This window comes from Mycobacterium senriense (assembly GCF_019668465.1).
Lineage (GTDB): Bacteria > Actinomycetota > Actinomycetes > Mycobacteriales > Mycobacteriaceae > Mycobacterium > Mycobacterium senriense.
Genome location: NZ_AP024828.1, coordinates 1,200,079 through 1,216,378 on the forward strand (window position 1 = coordinate 1,200,079; position 16,300 = coordinate 1,216,378).

Genomic DNA, 16,300 nt, shown 5'->3' on the forward strand with positions numbered 1-16,300 from the left:
CTAACCCGATGTGACTCAACTCATCGCCGGAGCGGAGCCACCAGGGGCGGCGTGCGGACGACCCGTCATGCCTCCAGGATCGCGGCGACGCCCTGGCCGCCGGCCGCGCAGATCGAGACCAGGGCACGCACGGTGCCGCCGCCCTTCTGCTCGGCCTTGCGCTGGGCGAGCTGCTTGGCCGCCTGGGCCAGGATCCGCCCGCCGGTGGCCGCGAACGGGTGCCCGGCGGCCAGCGAGGACCCGTTGACGTTGAGCTTGGACCGGTCGATCGAGCCCAGCGCGGCGTCCAGGCCCAGCCGCTCCTTGCAGTACTCCTCGGACTCCCACGCCTGCAGATGGCACAGCACCACCGACGCGAACGCCTCGTGGATCTCGTAGAAGTCGAAGTCCTGCAGGCTCAGGCCGTTGCGGGCGAGCAACCGCGGCACCGCGTACGTCGGGGCCATCAGCAGGCCGTCGCGCCCGTTGACGTAGTCGACCGCCGCGGTCTCCGAATCGACCAGGTAGGCCAGCGGCGTCAACGAATGAGCGGCCGCCCAGTCGTCGGTGGCCAGCAGCGCCACCGACGCCCCGTCGGTCAGCGGAGTCGAGTTGCCGGCGGTCATCGTCGCGTCACCGGCCTTCACACCGAACACCGGACGCAGCTTCGCCAGCTTCTCCGCAGACGAGTCCGCGCGCAGGTTGTCGTCGCGGTACAGCCCCAGAAACGGAGTGACAAGGTCGTCGAAGAAGCCGCGGTCGTACGCGGCGGCCATGTTGCGGTGGCTGGCGGCGGCCAGCTCGTCCTGGGCGACGCGGTTGATGCCCATCTTCTTGGCGGTCAGCGCTTGGTGCTCCCCCATGGACAGCCCGGTGCGGGGTTCGCTGTTCACCGGGATCTCGACGCCCAGCGTCGCGGGCAGCGTGCCGACCAGCTTCAGCCGTTGCACGTTGGACTTGGCCCGGCGCAACTTGAGCAGCGTGCGGCGCAGGTTATCGCCCAGGCCGATGGGCGCGTCGGAGGTGGTGTCGACGCCACCCGCGGCGGCCACCTCGTAGCGTCCGGCCGCGATGCCCTCGGCGGCGGCGACGGCCGCCTGCAACCCGGTCCCGCAGGCCTGCTGCAGGTCGAACGCGGGCGTGTAGGACGACAGCTGCGAACCCAGCACGCATTCGCGCGTCAGGTTGAAGTCGCGGCTGTGCTTGAGCACGGCGCCGCCGACCACCACGCCCAGCCGTTCGCCGGCCAGCCCGAAGCGATCCACCAGCCCGCCCAGGGCGGCGGTGAACATGTCCTGGTTGGACGCCTCCGCGTAGGCCCCGTCGGACCGGGCGAACGGGATGCGGTTGCCGCCCAGGACGGCCACGCGGCGCCGCTCGGAACTGCGCTGTTTGCTTGCCTCAGAACTTGCAGGGGCCACTATTCTTCTCCGTGTTTTTGCGATCTGTCGGTTTGGGAATCGCCCGTCTGGGGCCATACTACCCACTGTTCTTACTCTGCAGTAAGTTCGTCCTCGATACGGTTGTGCTGTAGGCATACCCCGACTTCGCAAGAACATGGAAGGTAGCTCCGGTGGCTCCCAAGGCTTCGTCCGATCTGTTCTCTCAGATCGTCAATTCCGGTCCTGGATCGTTTCTCGCCAAGCAGCTCGGCGTTCCCCAACCCGAGACGCTGCGCCGCTACCGCGCGGGTGAACCGCCGCTGGCCGGGGCGCTGCTGATCGGCGGGGAGGGCAGGGTCGTCGAACCGCTGCGCGCGGCGCTGGACGCCGACTACGACCTGGTGGGCAACAACCTGGGCGGTCGGTGGGCCGACAAGTTCGGCGGCCTGGTGTTCGATGCCACCGGCATCACCACGCCCGAGGGGCTCAGGGGGCTGTACGAGTTCTTCACCCCCCTGCTGCGCAATCTGGGCCATTCCGCGCGCGTGGCCGTGGTCGGCACCACGCCCGACGCCGCCGCCAGCCCGCACGAGCGGATCGCGCAGCGCGCGCTGGAGGGCTTCACCCGCTCGCTGGGCAAGGAGCTGCGCAACGGTGCCACGGCGGCCCTGGTCTATCTCTCGCCGGACGCCAAACCCGCCGCGACGGGCCTGGAATCGACGATGCGGTTCATCCTGTCGGCCAAGTCCGCCTACGTCGACGGTCAGGTCTTCTACATCGGGGACGCGGACTCCACGCCCCCGGCCGACTGGGAGCGTCCGCTGGACGGCAAGGTCGCCATCGTCACCGGCGCGGCCCGCGGAATCGGTGCGACGATCGCCGAGGTGTTCGCCCGGGACGGCGCGCGCGTGGTCGCGATCGACGTTGAATCGGCCGCCGAGGCGCTGGCCGAGACAGCCAGCCGGGTCGGCGGCACCGCGCTGTGGCTCGACGTCACCGCCTCCGACGCCGTCGACAAGATCACCGAGCACCTGCGCGAACACCACGGCGGCCGCGCCGACGTGCTGGTCAACAACGCGGGCATCACCCGCGACAAGCTGTTGGCCAACATGGACGACGCCCGCTGGGACGCCGTTCTGGCCGTCAATCTGCTTGCCCCGCTGCGTCTTACCGAAGGGCTGGTGGCCAACGGGACCCTCGGTGAGGGTGGCCGGGTGATCGGCCTGTCGTCGATGGCCGGCATCGCCGGTAACCGCGGCCAGACCAACTACGCGACGACGAAGGCCGGAATGATCGGCCTCACCCAGTCGCTGGCCCCGGAGCTCTACGGCAAGGGCATCACGATCAACGCGGTCGCGCCGGGATTCATCGAAACCCAGATGACGGCCGCCATCCCGCTGGCCACCCGCGAGGTCGGACGCCGGATGAACTCGCTGCTTCAGGGCGGGCAGCCCGTGGACGTCGCGGAAACCATCGCATACTTCGCCAGCCCGGCTTCGAATGCGGTGACGGGCAACGTCATTCGCGTTTGCGGCCAGGCCATGCTGGGCGCATAGGAGAACGTCATGAATCAGCCAAGCGGCCTGAAGAACATGCTGCGCGCCGCCGCCGGGGCGCTGCCCGTGGTGTCGCGCGGAAGCGAGCTGCCCACCCGCACGGTGACCATCGAGGAACTGCCGATCGATCGCGCGAACGTGGCCGAGTACGCGGGGGTCACCGGTCTGCGCTACGGCAATCACGTGCCGCTGACCTACCCGTTCGCGCTGACCTTTCCGGCGTTGATGTCACTGGTGACCGGATTCGACTTCCCTTTCGCCGCAATGGGAGCGGTGCACACCGAGAACCACATCACGCAGTACCGCCCGATCGCGGTCACCGACACCGTCGGCGTGCGCGTGCACGCTGAGAACCTGCGCGAGCACCGCAAGGGCCTACTGGTCGATCTGGTCACTGATGTCAGCGTCGGCAACGACACCGCCTGGCACCAGGTGACGACCTTCCTGCACCAGCAGCGGACCAGCCTGTCCGACGAACCCAAGCCGCCCCCGCAGAAGCAGCCCAAGCTGCCGCCGCCGTCGACCGTGTTGCGCATCAGCCCGGGGCTGATCCGGCGCTACGCCGACGTCGGGGGCGATCACAACCCGATTCACACCAACTCGGTCGCGGCGAAGTTATTCGGGTTCCCGACGGTGATCGCGCACGGAATGTTCAGCGCGGCAGCAGTATTGGCCAATGTCGAGGCGCAGATTCCCGATGCCGTCCGGTATTCGGTGCGGTTCGGCAAGCCGGTGGTGCTGCCCGCGACCGCGGGGCTCTACATCGACGAGCACGACGGCGGGTGGGACATTTCCCTGCGCAACATCGCCAAGGGCTACCCGCACCTGACCGGCACGGTCCGGGCGCTCTAATGCCGACGGTGGCGATCCGCCACTAGCCCGGGTGCGTCGAAGTGCGGCCCTGCGCAAGCAGTTTCAGACCGTGGGCGCTGGTCGCGGTCAGCAGGAAAAGCAGGAACAGCCACAGCGGTGGCCGGGCGAGTTCCCAGACGAAGATCGCCGCCCAGATCGGTGAGCCCTGCGTCACCGCGAGCACGCCGGCCGCGCCGGCCAGCGACACCGCCGGCACGTGCAGGTGGGTACCGGTCGCCGCGTTGATCGTCAAGATCAGCGCCGCCCCGGCGGCGGCACCGGTGGCCAGCGACGGGGTGAGCAACCCGCCCGCACCGCCGGCCCGCAGAAACACTGCGGTCAGTAGGGGTTTGAGCGCCAGTATCGCCAGCGCCGACAGCAGGGTCATGCCGCTGGCCAGGCTGACCGTGAGGATGCTGCGGCCGTTGCCGGGCAGCTCGGGCCACCAATGCGAACAGATCCCCATCACCAGGCCGGCCCCGGCGAGCGCGGGGATGAGCAGCGGAGTCCGCACCTGGCGGACCGGGCGTGCCACGGCCATCAACCGGTTGAAGGCCAGACCCACCGCGAGAGCCACCGGCGCGAGCAGCAATCCGTGCGCGGTCAGCAGATACGTCGACTCCTCGACCGGCCACCGCAGGTTGGGCTGATCGCGGGTGATGGCCGAACCGACGGCGACCGCCAGGCCGGAGGACAGAAACGCCGCGCCCACCGCGCGCGGATGCCAAGTGGTGAGCAGGATCCGGAACGAGAACAGCGCACCGGCCAGCGGCACCGCATACACCGCGCCCAGGCCGGCGCCCGCCGCGCACGCCAGCAGGACCTCGCGGTCGCGCGGTCCGAGCCGCTTGAGCCATCCGATTCCCAAATCGCTTAGCGCTGCGGCGAATTGACGCGGGGCCCCTTCTCGCCCCAACGACGCCCCCGATCCGACGAGCAGCACCTGCAGCAGGGCGTCGATGCTCCACGAAAGCCTCGGCACGGGTTTGCGGGCGGCGATGGTCTGCGCCAGTGGGGGCACCTCGGCCCGCCGTCGCAACAACCACCAGCCCAGGCCCGCCAAGGCGGCGCCGATCATCGGGCCCACCACCCGGCGTATCTGGCTGCTGGCGGCGACTCCGGCCAGCTGCGCGCCGAAGCTGTAGTGGTAGGTGGCGTGCTGGGCGAGGCGCAGCACGTAGGTCGTCGCCAATCCGGCAACTCCGGCGAGCAACCCGACGATGATTACCGCGCAAAAGAAGTCGAGGTTGCCGCGGTCCGAGCGGAGAGCGCTCATGCGGGCCACCTGACCGAATGTAGGCCTAGTCGGCGGCGGCGTCCGAGCCGCCCGCGTCGGGGTGGGCCGCGGCCGCCTCCCGCTCGGCCGGTGAGCCCTTGAGGCCGTACCAGAACAGGTCGATCATCAGCTGGGCCGCCTCGTCGACGTCGACGTCGCCGGTGCTGAGCCGGTTGGCGACCGCCTCGCCGGCGCCCACCAGGGCCACGGCCATCATCTCGTGCTCGCGCTCGGAGCGCGGGTTGCGGCTACCGGCCCGCATCAGCCCGGCCACCAGGTCGATGATCTGCTCGCGTCCCTCGCGGACCATGTGGGCGAACGCCTGCGAGCTGGTGGCCTGGGTGTACATCACGATCCAGGACGCCCGGTTGGCGTCGATGTAGCGCATGAACGACGCAATGGTGTTGCGCAGCATGTCATTGGGGCTCTGCTGGAAATCCACGTCGGCGCGCACCTCGTCGATGAACCGGGCCATCTCCCGGTTCAGGCAGGCGCCGAACAGGTCCTCCTTGGAGCCGTAGTACAGGTACAGCATCGGCTTGGAGATCTGCGCCTCGGCGGCGATCGCGTCCATCGAGGTCTCGTGGTAGCCGTTGACGGAGAACATCTGGACGGCGGCGTCGAGCATCTGCTGCTCGCGGACGGCACGCGGTAACCGCTTGGTACCACCCGCCATCGCTTGCCTCTCCAGCCGTCAATCTGACTCAAGAGTAAGCAATCTGCTTCTGCCGCACACCCGCTAGTGGCCGCAGCTGGGGCTGGGGCCCTTCATCGTCGCCACCCGCACCAGCGATTCGTCGACCTGCTTGGCCGGCAGGTCGCCGGACGCCACCGCCTGTTGCAACCGGTCCAAGACCGCCGGCACCTCGTCGGTGGTGACCCACAGCGCGACGTCCACGCCGGCCCGGAGGCTGCGTAGCACCGCCTCCGACACCCCGTACCGGTCGGAGATGGCGGCCATGCTGGACAGGTCGTCGCTGAATACCGGCCCGGTGAACGGCGGCCCCTTGTAGCCGACCCCGTTGCGCAGCAGCTGCACCGCCTCGGGGCTCAGGCTGGCCGGGGCGTCGCCGGTGAGGCCGGGGACCTGCAGGTGGCCCACCATGACCCCGACCGGCGGCGAAGCCACCAGGGTCCGGTAGGGCACCAGATCGTTGTTCTGCAGATCGTCCAGCGGCGGCGTGACGACGCCCCCGGTGTGCGAATCGCCCGAGCCGTGCCCGTGGCCGGGGAAGTGCTTGAGCACCGGCAGCAGCCCGGCGTCGCGCAGCCCCTGCGCATAGGCACCGGCGTAATCGGTGACCTTGGCCGGATCCGCGCTGAACGAACGGTTGCCGATCACCGCGTCGTCGGGCTCGTCGCTGACGTCGACCACGGGCGCGAAGTCGACGGTGATGCCCAGGTCACGCATCTTCTTGCCGCGGTCGGCGGCCAGGTCATGCACCTGCTGGACGGTTTGCGTCTGCGCCAGCTCGCGGGGCGACGGCGAGGTCCCGATCAACGACTTCAGCCGCGAGACACGGCCGCCCTCTTCATCGACGCTGACCGCCAGCGGCAGCGGGCCCGCCTTGGCCGCGATCTCGGCCAGCGGCCCCTTGAAGATCGACAGGTCCGTCCAGCTGCCGATGAAGATGCCGCCCACGTGGTAGCCGTTGACGACGGCGCGGGCGTCGTCGGCGTTCTTCACGCCCACCATCAGCAGTTGCGCGAGCTTGTCGCGGATGCCCAACGTCGCCGGAACCGCCGACGGGTCGGCACACACCGGCGGCGCCGGAGCGGCCACCGGCTTGCTCGACGTCTTCGTCGACGTGTGGGATGGGTGCGCGGCATGCTGGCCGCAACCGGCCACCAGCATCGACGCGGCTGCGAGCACGGCCATGGTGCGCGAAAATGCCATCGGGCCATGCTTTCACGGCGGGCGTTTCGTGCCCGGCTCCAGGGGGCATCAACGGTACGTTGCTGATCAGGGGGTCGGGGTGCTCGAGACGCCCATTGACTGGCAGGGAGGAGCCAGCAATTAACGGTTTCTCGGTGGCCGCCGCGGTTAGCGTCGCGGTGGGGTTGTCCGTCGGGGTGGCGACGACGGTCGGCATCACGCTCGCCGTGGCCGACCACAGGCCGGTGCAGGTGCCCAGCATGCAGCCCCCTGCGCTTCCGGCCGGTCCCTATCAGGTGGAATACGGCGACCGCTGCTTTCACGGGCACTGTCTGCACTGGTGACCAGGGCTCCCATTGGCCGGGGGCCCTTCTGCTAGGTTGGCGCTAGGTCGAAAGTCACGACCGCAAGCCGACACCCAGGAGCCTCGATGAACCGGATCGTTGCGCCCGCCGCAGCGAGCGTTGTGGTTGGTTTGTTGCTCGGCGCGGCCGCGATCTTCGGGATCACGCTGATGGTCCAGCAAGACACGAAGCCGCCACTCCCCGGGGGCGATCCGCAGTCGTCAGTGCTCAACCGGGTCGAGTACGGCAACCGTAGCTAGCCAGTCGCGAACGGGGACCGGAGCGCCGGTCTCATGCTCGACGGCTGGGCCGGTGTCGCGCCGGTGGTTGTGGTTGGTCGGTGCGATCGCGCTGACCCTGACATTCGCCCAATCCCCCGGACGGATCTCCCCCGACACCAAGCTTGACCTGACCGCGAACCCGCTGCGCTTTCTGGCCCGGGCGACCAATCTGTGGAACAGCGAGCTGCCGTTCGGGCAGGCACAGAACCAGGCTTACGGATACCTGTTTCCGCACGGCACCTTCTTTCTCCTCGGCCACGCGCTGGGCGTGCCCGGTTGGATGACCCAGCGGCTGTGGTGGGCGCTGCTGCTCACCGTCGGCTTCTGGGGTCTGTTGCGGGTCGCCGAGGCGCTGGGGATCGGCAGCCCGACGTCGCGGGTGATCGCCGCGGCCGCGTTCGCGCTGTCGCCGCGGGTGCTCACCACGCTCGGATCGATCTCGTCGGAAACATTGCCGATGATGTTGGCGCCGTGGGTGTTGCTGCCCACGATCCTCGCGCTGCGGGCCAGCGGCGGCCGATCCGTGCGAGCGCTGGCCGGGCAGGCGGGCCTGGCTATCGCGCTGATGGGCGCGGTGAATGCCATCGCGACCGCGGCCGGCTGCCTGCCGGCGGTGATCTGGTGGGCGTGCCACCGGCCGAACCGGTTGTGGTGGCGCTACACCGGGTGGTGGCTGGTGGCGCTGGTGCTGGCCACGCTGTGGTGGGTGGTGGCGCTGGTGATGCTGCGCGCCATCAGCCCTCCCTTCCTGGATTTCATCGAATCGTCCGGCGTCACAACGCAATGGTCCTCACTGGTCGAGATGTTGCGCGGCACCGACAGCTGGACCCCGTACGTGGCGCCGACCGCCACCGCGGGCGCTCCGCTGGTGACCGGGTCGGCGGCCGTGCTGGGTACCTGCCTGGTCGCGGCGGCCGGACTCGCGGGGCTGGCCCGCCGGGACATGCCGGCGCGCGGTCGGCTGGTGACGATGCTGCTGGTCGGGGTGGTGCTGATGGCCGCCGGATACAGCGGCGGGCTGGGCTCGCCGGTGGCGCACGCGGCGCAGGCCTTCCTGGACGCCGGCGGCGCCCCGCTGCGCAACGTGCACAAGCTGGGATCGGTGATCAGGATCCCGGTGGTGCTGGGCCTCGCGCAGCTGCTGGGCCGGATACCGCTGCCGGGCAGCGCACCAATGTTGGTGTGGCTACGCGCCTTTGCGCACCCCGAGCGTGACAAACGGCTCGCCACCGCGATCGTGGTGGTGACGGCGCTGTTGGTCAGCACGTCACTGGCGTGGACCGGCCGGCTGGCCCCGCCGGGAACCTTCACCGCGATCCCGCAGTACTGGCACGAGGCCGCCGACTGGCTCACCGAGCACAACACCGGGACACCGACGCCCGGGCGGGTGCTCGTGGTCCCGGGGGCGCCCTTCGCCACCCAGGTGTGGGGCACCAGCCACGATGAGCCGCTGCAAGTGCTGGGCGCCAGCCCGTGGGGGGTGCGCGATTCCATCCCGCTGACCCCGCCGCAGACCATCCGGGCGCTCGATTCGGTGCAGCGCTTGTTCGCCGCTGGCCGTCCCTCGGCCGGGTTGGCCGATACCCTTGCCCGCCAAGGCATTTCCTATGTGGCGCTGCGCAACGACCTGGATCCCGACACGTCGCGCTCGGCGCGCCCGATCCTGGTGCATCGCGCCATCGACGGGTCACCCGGACTGCGCAAGGTCGCGCAGTTCGGCGCGCCGGTGGGGCCCGGCACGCTCGCGGGTTTCGTCGCCGACAGCGGGCTGCGGCCGCGATATCCGGCGGTCGAGATTTTCCGGGTCGGCGACGACAGTGACCCCGCCACACCGTATTTCGTGGACACCGACCGGCTGGCCCGGGTCGACGGCGGCCCCGAGGCGCTGCTGCGTCTTGACGAGCGCCGACGGCTGCAGGGCCAGGCGCCGCTGGGTCCGGCGCTGCTGACCGCCGACGCGCGCGGCGCCGGGCTGCCGGGGGACGCCGGGGTGACCATCACCGACACCCCGGTGGCCCGTGAGACGGATTATGGCCGGGTAGACCAACATTCGTCGGCGATCAGGGCCCCCGGCGATGCGCGGCACACCTACAACCGGGTGCCCGACTATCCCGTCCCCGGCGCCGACCCGGTGACCGGCGCCTGGACCGGCGGCCGGATCACGGTATCGAGCTCGTCGTCGGATTCCACCGCGATGCCCGACGTCGCACCGGCGAACTCGCCGGCCGCCGCGATCGACGGCGACTCCGCGACCGCCTGGGTGTCCAACTCGCTGCAGGCCGCCGTCGGTCAATGGATGCGGATCGATTTCGACCATCCGGTGACCAACGCGGCGATCACGTTGACGCCCAGCGCCACCGCCGTCGGCGCCCAGGTGCGCCGCATCCTGATCGAAACCGCCACCGGCAGCACCACTTTGCGTTTCGACGAGCCGGGCAAGCCGCTTGCCGCGGCGCTCCCCTACGGCGAAACCCCGTGGGTGCGGATCACCGCCGCGGGCACCGACGACCGATCCGCCGGCGTGCAGTTCGGCATCACCGACCTGTCCATCACCCAGTACGACGCCTCCGGATTCGCCCACCAGGTCGACCTGCGGCACACCGTGCGGGTGCCCGGGCCGCCGCCGGGTTCGCCGATCGCCGGGTGGGACCTCGGCTCGGAGCTGCTGGGCAGACCGGGTTGCGCCGCCGCGCCCGACGGTGTGCGCTGCGCGCCGTCGATGGCCCTGGCACCGGAGGAACCGGTCAACTTCAGCCGGACGCTGACCGTGCCGGCGCCGATGTCGGTGACCCCGACGGTGTGGGTGCGCCCGCGCCAGGGGCCCAAGCTGGCCGACCTGATCGCCGAGCCGAATACCGCTGTCGCCCACGGCGATTCAGATACGGTCGATGTCCTGGGCTCGGCGTACGCCGCCGCCGACGGCGACCCGGCCACCGCGTGGACGGCGCCGCAGCGGGTGGTGCAGCATAAAACCCCGCCGACCCTGACGCTCAGGCTGCCCCGCCCCACCGAGGTCACCGGGGTGCGGCTGGCGCCGAGCCGGTCGACGTTGCCCGCGCACCCGACGATGGTGGCCGTCAACCTGGGCGATGGCCCGCAAGCCGCCGCGCTGAAACCCGACATCACGCAGACGGTGCCGCTGAAAGCCCGGGTGACCGACACCGTAACCATCAGCCTGCTCAATTGGCAGGACGTCATCGACCGCAACGCTTTGGGTTTCGACCAGCTCAAGCCGCCCGGGCTGGCCGAGGTCACGGCGCTGGGCGTCGACGGCAACCCGATCGCGCCCGCCGACGCGGCCCGCAACCGCACCCGGGAGATCAGCATCGGCTGCGACCGCGGACCCGTCGTCGCGGTCGCGGGCCGGTTCATGCACACCGCCATCCACACCACCGTGGGGGCGATCCTGGATGACGCTCCCGTCGCCGCCGTGCCCTGCGAACGCGACCCGATCGAGTTGCCCGCCGGCCAACAGGAGCTGCTAATCAGTCCCGGCGCACAATTCGTGGTGGACGGAGCCGAACTGACGGTGCCGGCCGTCACCGAAGTCGCACGGCCGCTGCGTGTTTCGTCCTGGCGGGCCTGGGGTTCGGATCGCCGCGAAGTGCAGGCGCCCGCCTCGTCGACCTCGCGGGTGCTGGTCATCCCGGAAAGCATCAACCCGGGCTGGGTGGCACGCTCCGGCGCCGGCGCCCGCTTGACGCCGATCGCCGTCAACGGATGGCAGCAGGGCTGGTTGGTGCCCGCGGGCGACCCGGGCACCATCACGCTGACATTCGCCTCCAACTCGCTCTACCGCGCCGGCCTGGCGGTCGGACTGGCGTTGCTGCCGCTGCTGGCGATGCTCGCGCTCTGGCGCACCCGAAGAAAGGAGGACGGCGACGCGCCCGCGCGGCCATGGCGGCCCGGCCCTTGGGCGGCCGTCCCCGCGCTGGCCGCCGCGGGGGTGATCGCCGGCCTGGGCGGTGTCGCGGTGATGGGCGCAGCACTGGGACTGCGGTATGCGCTGCGCCAGGGGCACTGGGAACGCCTCAGCGTGCTGGGCAGCGCCGGCGGTCTGATCCTGGCCGGCGCGGTGCTGTCACGACAGCCGTGGCGTTCGGCCGACGGCTACGCCGGCCATTCCGCCGGTGTTCAGCTGCTGGCGCTGATTTCGCTTGCGGTGCTTGCCGCTTCGGTGGTTGCGCTCCCCGAACGTGCGCGGGGAGCGCGCGACGAATAGTTCGCCAGCCTATTGGCTACCCGTTTACCGGCTGATTGACTGGATACGCGGGTTGGCGTAACCGTCACCAACCGAGGAGTTAGCGCGATGGACTGGTTTTCCGCACCCGAATATTGGGTGGGCAGACTGGTGCTCGAGCGCGGCACCGCGGCGATTTACCTGCTCGGCTTCGTTGCCGCCGCGGTCCAGTTCCGCGCGCTCATCGGCGAGCGCGGCATCCTGCCCATCCCGCAGTTCTTGGCGAGGCAATCCTTTTGGCGCACGCCGAGCCTGTTTCACCTGCGTTATTCGGATCGGCTGTTTGCGGCCGTCTCCTGGTTCGGTGCGGCGCTGTCGGCGGCGATCATCGCCGGGGCCGCCGACGCGGTGCCGTTGGGGGCCGCGATGGCGATGTGGCTGATGCTGTGGATGCTCTACCTGTCGATCGTCAACGTCGGGCAGACCTGGTACTCCTTCGGCTGGGAGTCGTTGCTGCTGGAGACCGGGTTCCTGATGATCTTCCTGGGCAATCACGACGTGGCGCCGCCAGTGCTGACCCTCTGGATGGTCCGCCTGCTGTTGTTCCGGGTCGAGTTCGGTGCCGGACTGATCAAGATGCGCGGCGACCCGTGCTGGCGCGACCTGACGTGTTTGTACTACCACCACGAGACGCAACCCATGCCGGGGCCGTTGAGCTGGTTCTTCCACCACCTGCCCAAGCCCCTGCACCGGATTGAGGTGGCGGGCAACCATTTCGCGCAGCTGATCGTGCCGTTCGGATTGTTCGCGCCGCAGCCGGTGGCCAGCGTGGCCGCGGCGATCATCGTGATCACCCAATTGTGGCTGGTCGCCTCGGGCAATTTCGCGTGGCTCAATTGGGTGACGATCGTGTTGGCGTTCAGCGCCATCGACGACGCGTCGTTCGCGCTGGTTGTGCCCAAGGGCTTCGTCCCGGCGCACGCGGGCCTGGCGCCCACACCGCTGTGGTTCGTCGGGCTGGTGGCCGCCGTCACGGCCGCGGTGCTGTTCATGAGCTACTGGCCGCTGGCCAACATGTTGTCCTCGCGTCAGCGAATGAACATGTCGTTCAACTCATTTCATTTGGTGAACACCTACGGCGCATTCGGCAGCATCGGGCGGATCCGGCGGGAGGTGGTGATCGAAGGCACCGACGAGGAGCAGATCACCCGCGAAACACACTGGCGGGAATACGAGTTCAAGGGCAAGCCCGGCGATGTTTGCCGGCTGCCCCGCCAGTGGGCGCCGTACCACCTTCGCCTGGACTGGCTGATGTGGTTCGCCGCGATCTCGCCGGGGTACGCGCAGCCGTGGCTGAGGCCGTTCCTGCAACGGCTGCTGGAGAACGATCGGCCGACCCTGCGGTTGTTGCGCCACAACCCGTTTCCCGATTCACCACCCCGGTACGTGCGGGCACAGCTCTACCAGTACCGCTTCACCACACCGGCCGAGCTCCGCCACGATCGGGCTTGGTGGCATCGCGCCCTGATCGGCGGTTACGTGCCACCGATGGCCCTGTCGACGACGACCAGCGCCAACTGAGTGCTGGGCGCGGGCCGCTACTTCTGGTAGGACAGCGCCCCGGTGCCCGCGAGCTTGCCGCCCTCGACGATCAGGTACTCGGGGCGGATGGGCTTGCCGGCGAACCAGCTCTCCAGGATTTCCCGGGTGCCGGCCGCATAACGCGCCTGGGCGGATAGCGTGGTGCCCGAAACATGCGGTGTCATAGCGTTATTCGGCATCGTCCGCCACGGATGGTCGGGCGGCGGCGGCTGCGGATACCACACGTCTCCGGCGTAGCCCGCGAGCTGACCGGACTTCAGGGCGGCCGCGATCGCCTCCGGCACCGTCTCCTCGGCGCGGGCCGTGTTGACGATGTAGGAGCCGCGGCGCATGGTCGCGATCAGCTGCTCGTTGAACATCCGGCGGGTGTCGTCGTACAGCGGCGAGTGGACGGACACCACGTCGACCGCCTGCACCAGCGACTCGACCGTGGGGTGAAACGTGACGTTGAGTTGTTTCTCGGCTTCCGGTGTCAGCCGGCGGGTGTCGGTGTAGTGCAGGTTGACGTCGAACGGCGCCAGCCGGCGCAGCACGGCACGCCCGATCCGGCCGGCCGCGATCAACCCGACGTCCATCCCCTCCAGGTCGTAGGCGCGCTGGGCGCAATCGGCGATGTTCCAGCCGCCTTCGGCCGCCCACCGGTGTGACGGCACGAAATTGCGCACCAGCGCCAGGATCTGCATCACCGTGTGCTCGGCGACGCTGATGCTGTTGCTGTACGTCACCTCGGCCACGGTGATCCCGCGCTGCTGGGCCGCGTCCAGGTCGACATGATCGGAGCCGATGCCCGCGGTCAGCGCCAGCTTGAGCCTGGGGGCGCGGGCGATGCGTTCCGCGGTCAGGTAGGCAGGCCAAAACGGCTGGGAGATCACGACTTCCGCGTCGGCCAGCTCACGCTCGAATTCCGAGTCGGGGCCGTACTTGTCCGACGTGACCACCAATTCGTGGCCCGCGTCTTCGAAGAACTGGCGCAGGCCCAGGGCACCCGAGACACAGCCGAGCAGCTCGCCGGGGGCGAAGTCGATCTTCGACGGGGTCGGCACGGTGCTGCCGTCGGGGTATCCCCGGATGGTCGGGATGCTGTCGCGCGCGTAGGTCGGTGGGTACCCGTCGACGGGGTCGGGATAGAGCACCATCACACACTTGGACATTCGAATTCTCCTTAAACCGGCGATCACGCCCAGTATCGGAGCGCGCCCGCCGCGGTGTCCAAGACAGGATTCCGACCGGTTGATAGGCGGCGCCGATCAGCGCGGCTAGGAGAGCTCGCCCAGCGTCGCGCCGATGCGGGCCTCGCGCGCGGTCCGTCGCAGCGCGCGCGCCAGCAACGAGCCGGGCTCCGCCCGGTTGGTCACCAGTGCTATCAACGCGGTCACCGACGGGCGCCGCAGCCGCAGCACGCTCACCCCGGCCGGCACGCCCAGGGTGTGGATCCACGGTTGCGGCACGATGCTCGCCCACCGGCCGGTGCGAACGTGCGCGAACAGCGCGGCCACGGAATCGGTTTCCAGCTGCGGGGTGACCTGCAGACCGTGGGTGGCCAACGCGTCGTCGATGACCCGGCGGCCCCGCATGCCCTGGGTCAGCAGGCACAGCGGCAACTGCACGGCGTCCGACCACGCCATCGTTTTCGCCTCGCCGCCAAGCAGTTCGGCGGCGGCGATGAGCACCGGCTGCTCGTGGTACAGCGGGGTGACCAGGAGATCGGCCGTGTCCTGTTGGTCCGGATACAAGATGCCCGCGTCCAATTCGAACTTGCGGACCCGCTCCACGATGCCGGCCGAGCGCAGGTTGACCTCGAGTTGAACGCGCACCAACGGATGCGCCGCACAGAACGGATCCGTAAGCAGCGCAACGGTGGTCGAGGCGGCCGGCACCACGCCGAGCCGCAGTTCGCCGGTCAGGCCGGCCCGCAGCGCAGTGACCTCCTGTTTGAGGGCGTCGCGGTCGGCCAGAATGCGCCGCGCCCACGGCACCAGCCGCTCACCCTCCGGGGTGAGACCCTCGAACTTCTGACCGCGCCGCACCAGCGGGACGTTGAGTTCGGATTCAAGCTTGCGGATGGCTTCCGACAGCGCCGGCTGCGACACGTAACAGGCGCTCGCGGCGCGCGCGAAGTGGCGCTCTTGAGCGAGCGCGACGAAGTACTCCAGCTGACGGAACAGCATGTGCCATTCGACCATGCCGCCGGCCGCTAGCGGGCACCCGTCTTGGTGACCGCAGCGGGTCAGCCATGGTTGGTGACGCCAGGCAGGATGCGAAGGAGGCGCACAGTGACGAAGCAATTCAAGCTCGGAGATCGCGTCAGATGGAACTCAGAAGCCGGCCAGGTCAGCCGGCGCCATCGTGAAAAAGCACACCCGCGACACCGAGTACCAAGGCCACAAACGGCATTGCACGAAGGACGACCCGCAATACGAGATCAAAAGCGACAAAACCGACCACATCGCGATGCACAAAGGCGACGCCTTGGAGAAGATCGACTAGAACGAGCGCGACACTGCCGGCGGGCAAAACGCGCCGGCAAGGACACATCAGGCCACGAGACGGGGCAGTAGCCGCGACGCACCAGGTCATCCGGCACGCGTGGCACGCCCGCGCTGCCGGGCGGAAGTGGTCGACCCACGGCGTCGCGCGGTCGGGCATTTCGCGGCCGACCCGATTCGTCGCGATCACGCTCCGCCAACGGTCAACTCCTGCGGCGACGAATGCGTCTACATCAAGGCCGGGGTGGGCGGCAGCCAGGCGCGGCTGGTCGACGGCCAATGGGTCCTGGACACGATGAACAACGTCACCTGCTCCGACGGCGCCTACGTCCTCTACGCCACCAACTCGCACTTGACGTGGGACCCGAATACCCTTGCGGGCACGGCAGAACACACGTATCTGATCCCGGCCTGCGGGCATCCGGCGGGCTACTCGTACACCGACCAGATACAGATCAAGCAGTCGTCCTGAGCCGGGCCGCCGGG

Annotated in this window: 13 protein-coding genes and 2 pseudogenes; 8 read left to right on the forward strand and 7 right to left on the reverse strand. The window is 69.4% G+C overall.

Features of this window, described 5'->3' with window-relative positions; all coding sequences use genetic code 11:
* Positions 1–65: 65 nt before the first annotated feature.
* Positions 66–1,400 carry an acetyl-CoA C-acetyltransferase gene (locus MTY59_RS05785; RefSeq protein ID WP_221044826.1) on the reverse strand — a complete coding sequence of 445 codons (1,335 nt, stop codon included), beginning with the start codon at positions 1,398–1,400 and terminating at the stop codon, positions 66–68.
* Between the two features lie 152 nt (positions 1,401–1,552).
* On the opposite strand from MTY59_RS05785, the gene MTY59_RS05790 reads away from it, so the two are divergent.
* Both MTY59_RS05790 and MTY59_RS05795 read left to right on the forward strand, forming a co-directional pair.
* Entirely contained in the window at positions 1,553–2,917 is a 1,365-nt protein-coding gene (locus MTY59_RS05790) for a 3-oxoacyl-ACP reductase (protein WP_221044827.1), read from the forward strand.
* A 9-nt stretch (positions 2,918–2,926) separates the two neighbouring features.
* The gene (locus tag MTY59_RS05795) at positions 2,927–3,769 is read left to right on the forward strand and encodes a MaoC/PaaZ C-terminal domain-containing protein (RefSeq protein WP_221044828.1); all 843 of its coding nucleotides are present in this window, start codon (positions 2,927–2,929) and stop codon (positions 3,767–3,769) included.
* Positions 3,770–3,791: 22 nt separating this feature from the next.
* Here the strand turns inward: MTY59_RS05795 and MTY59_RS05800 are convergent, their stop codons facing one another.
* The 3 genes from MTY59_RS05800 to MTY59_RS05810 form a co-directional block, all read right to left on the reverse strand.
* Complete coding sequence (locus tag MTY59_RS05800; protein ID WP_221044829.1) at positions 3,792–5,045, reverse strand: chloride channel protein; 1,254 nt, start codon at positions 5,043–5,045, stop codon at positions 3,792–3,794.
* 25 nt (positions 5,046–5,070) lie between these two features.
* Positions 5,071–5,721, reverse strand: coding sequence for a TetR/AcrR family transcriptional regulator (locus tag MTY59_RS05805; protein ID WP_221044830.1), 651 nt, complete (start codon positions 5,719–5,721; stop codon positions 5,071–5,073).
* Positions 5,722–5,784: 63 nt separating this feature from the next.
* Positions 5,785–6,942, reverse strand: coding sequence for a glycoside hydrolase family 3 N-terminal domain-containing protein (locus MTY59_RS05810; protein WP_221044831.1), 1,158 nt, complete (start codon positions 6,940–6,942; stop codon positions 5,785–5,787).
* A gap of 119 nt (positions 6,943–7,061) precedes the next feature.
* Here MTY59_RS05810 and MTY59_RS05815 point away from each other — a divergent pair, with 119 nt between their 5' ends.
* The 4 genes from MTY59_RS05815 (at position 7,062) to MTY59_RS05830 (ending at position 13,307) form a co-directional block, all read left to right on the forward strand.
* Positions 7,062–7,265, forward strand: coding sequence for a DUF2613 family protein (locus MTY59_RS05815; RefSeq protein WP_221046276.1), 204 nt, complete (start codon positions 7,062–7,064; stop codon positions 7,263–7,265).
* An 86-nt stretch (positions 7,266–7,351) separates the two neighbouring features.
* On the forward strand, positions 7,352–7,525 hold the full coding sequence (locus MTY59_RS05820; RefSeq protein WP_007769006.1) for a DUF2613 domain-containing protein: 174 nt from the start codon (positions 7,352–7,354) through the stop codon (positions 7,523–7,525).
* 52 nt (positions 7,526–7,577) lie between these two features.
* Positions 7,578–11,768 (forward strand): alpha-(1->3)-arabinofuranosyltransferase domain-containing protein, encoded by a 4,191-nt coding sequence (locus MTY59_RS05825; RefSeq protein WP_221044832.1) that lies wholly within the window; start codon positions 7,578–7,580, stop codon positions 11,766–11,768.
* 87 nt (positions 11,769–11,855) lie between these two features.
* Positions 11,856–13,307, forward strand: coding sequence for a lipase maturation factor family protein (locus MTY59_RS05830; RefSeq protein ID WP_221044833.1), 1,452 nt, complete (start codon positions 11,856–11,858; stop codon positions 13,305–13,307).
* A gap of 17 nt (positions 13,308–13,324) precedes the next feature.
* Here MTY59_RS05830 and MTY59_RS05835 read toward each other — a convergent pair whose 3' ends face one another.
* Positions 13,325–14,479, reverse strand: a complete 1,155-nt coding sequence (locus MTY59_RS05835; RefSeq protein ID WP_221044834.1) for an NAD-dependent formate dehydrogenase — start codon at positions 14,477–14,479, stop codon at positions 13,325–13,327.
* 105 nt (positions 14,480–14,584) lie between these two features.
* Positions 14,585–15,496 carry a LysR family transcriptional regulator gene (locus MTY59_RS05840; RefSeq protein ID WP_221046277.1) on the reverse strand — a complete coding sequence of 304 codons (912 nt, stop codon included), beginning with the start codon at positions 15,494–15,496 and terminating at the stop codon, positions 14,585–14,587.
* Positions 15,497–15,601: 105 nt separating this feature from the next.
* On the opposite strand from MTY59_RS05840, the pseudogene MTY59_RS05845 reads away from it, so the two are divergent.
* Positions 15,602–15,815: pseudogene (locus MTY59_RS05845) on the forward strand (hypervirulence associated TUDOR domain-containing protein).
* A gap of 82 nt (positions 15,816–15,897) precedes the next feature.
* Here the strand turns inward: MTY59_RS05845 and MTY59_RS27200 are convergent.
* Positions 15,898–16,014, reverse strand: a pseudogene (locus tag MTY59_RS27200) (DUF309 domain-containing protein); the annotation flags it as partial.
* Between the two features lie 44 nt (positions 16,015–16,058).
* On the opposite strand from MTY59_RS27200, the gene MTY59_RS27205 reads away from it, so the two are divergent.
* Positions 16,059–16,286, forward strand: a complete 228-nt coding sequence (locus tag MTY59_RS27205) for a hypothetical protein (RefSeq protein WP_250160726.1) — start codon at positions 16,059–16,061, stop codon at positions 16,284–16,286.
* Positions 16,287–16,300 lie beyond the last annotated feature (14 nt).

Coding starts and splice junctions, on each gene's coding strand:
- MTY59_RS05835 (WP_221044834.1), bottom strand. CDS start 14,479: ATGTCCAAGTGTGTGATGGTGCTCTATCCCGACCCCGTCGACGGGTAC.
- MTY59_RS05840 (WP_221046277.1), bottom strand. CDS start 15,496: ATGCTGTTCCGTCAGCTGGAGTACTTCGTCGCGCTCGCTCAAGAGCGC.
- MTY59_RS05830 (WP_221044833.1), top strand. CDS start 11,856: ATGGACTGGTTTTCCGCACCCGAATATTGGGTGGGCAGACTGGTGCTC.
- MTY59_RS05820 (WP_007769006.1), top strand. CDS start 7,352: ATGAACCGGATCGTTGCGCCCGCCGCAGCGAGCGTTGTGGTTGGTTTG.
- MTY59_RS05805 (WP_221044830.1), bottom strand. CDS start 5,721: ATGGCGGGTGGTACCAAGCGGTTACCGCGTGCCGTCCGCGAGCAGCAG.
- MTY59_RS05795 (WP_221044828.1), top strand. CDS start 2,927: ATGAATCAGCCAAGCGGCCTGAAGAACATGCTGCGCGCCGCCGCCGGG.
- MTY59_RS05800 (WP_221044829.1), bottom strand. CDS start 5,045: ATGAGCGCTCTCCGCTCGGACCGCGGCAACCTCGACTTCTTTTGCGCG.
- MTY59_RS05810 (WP_221044831.1), bottom strand. CDS start 6,942: ATGGCATTTTCGCGCACCATGGCCGTGCTCGCAGCCGCGTCGATGCTG.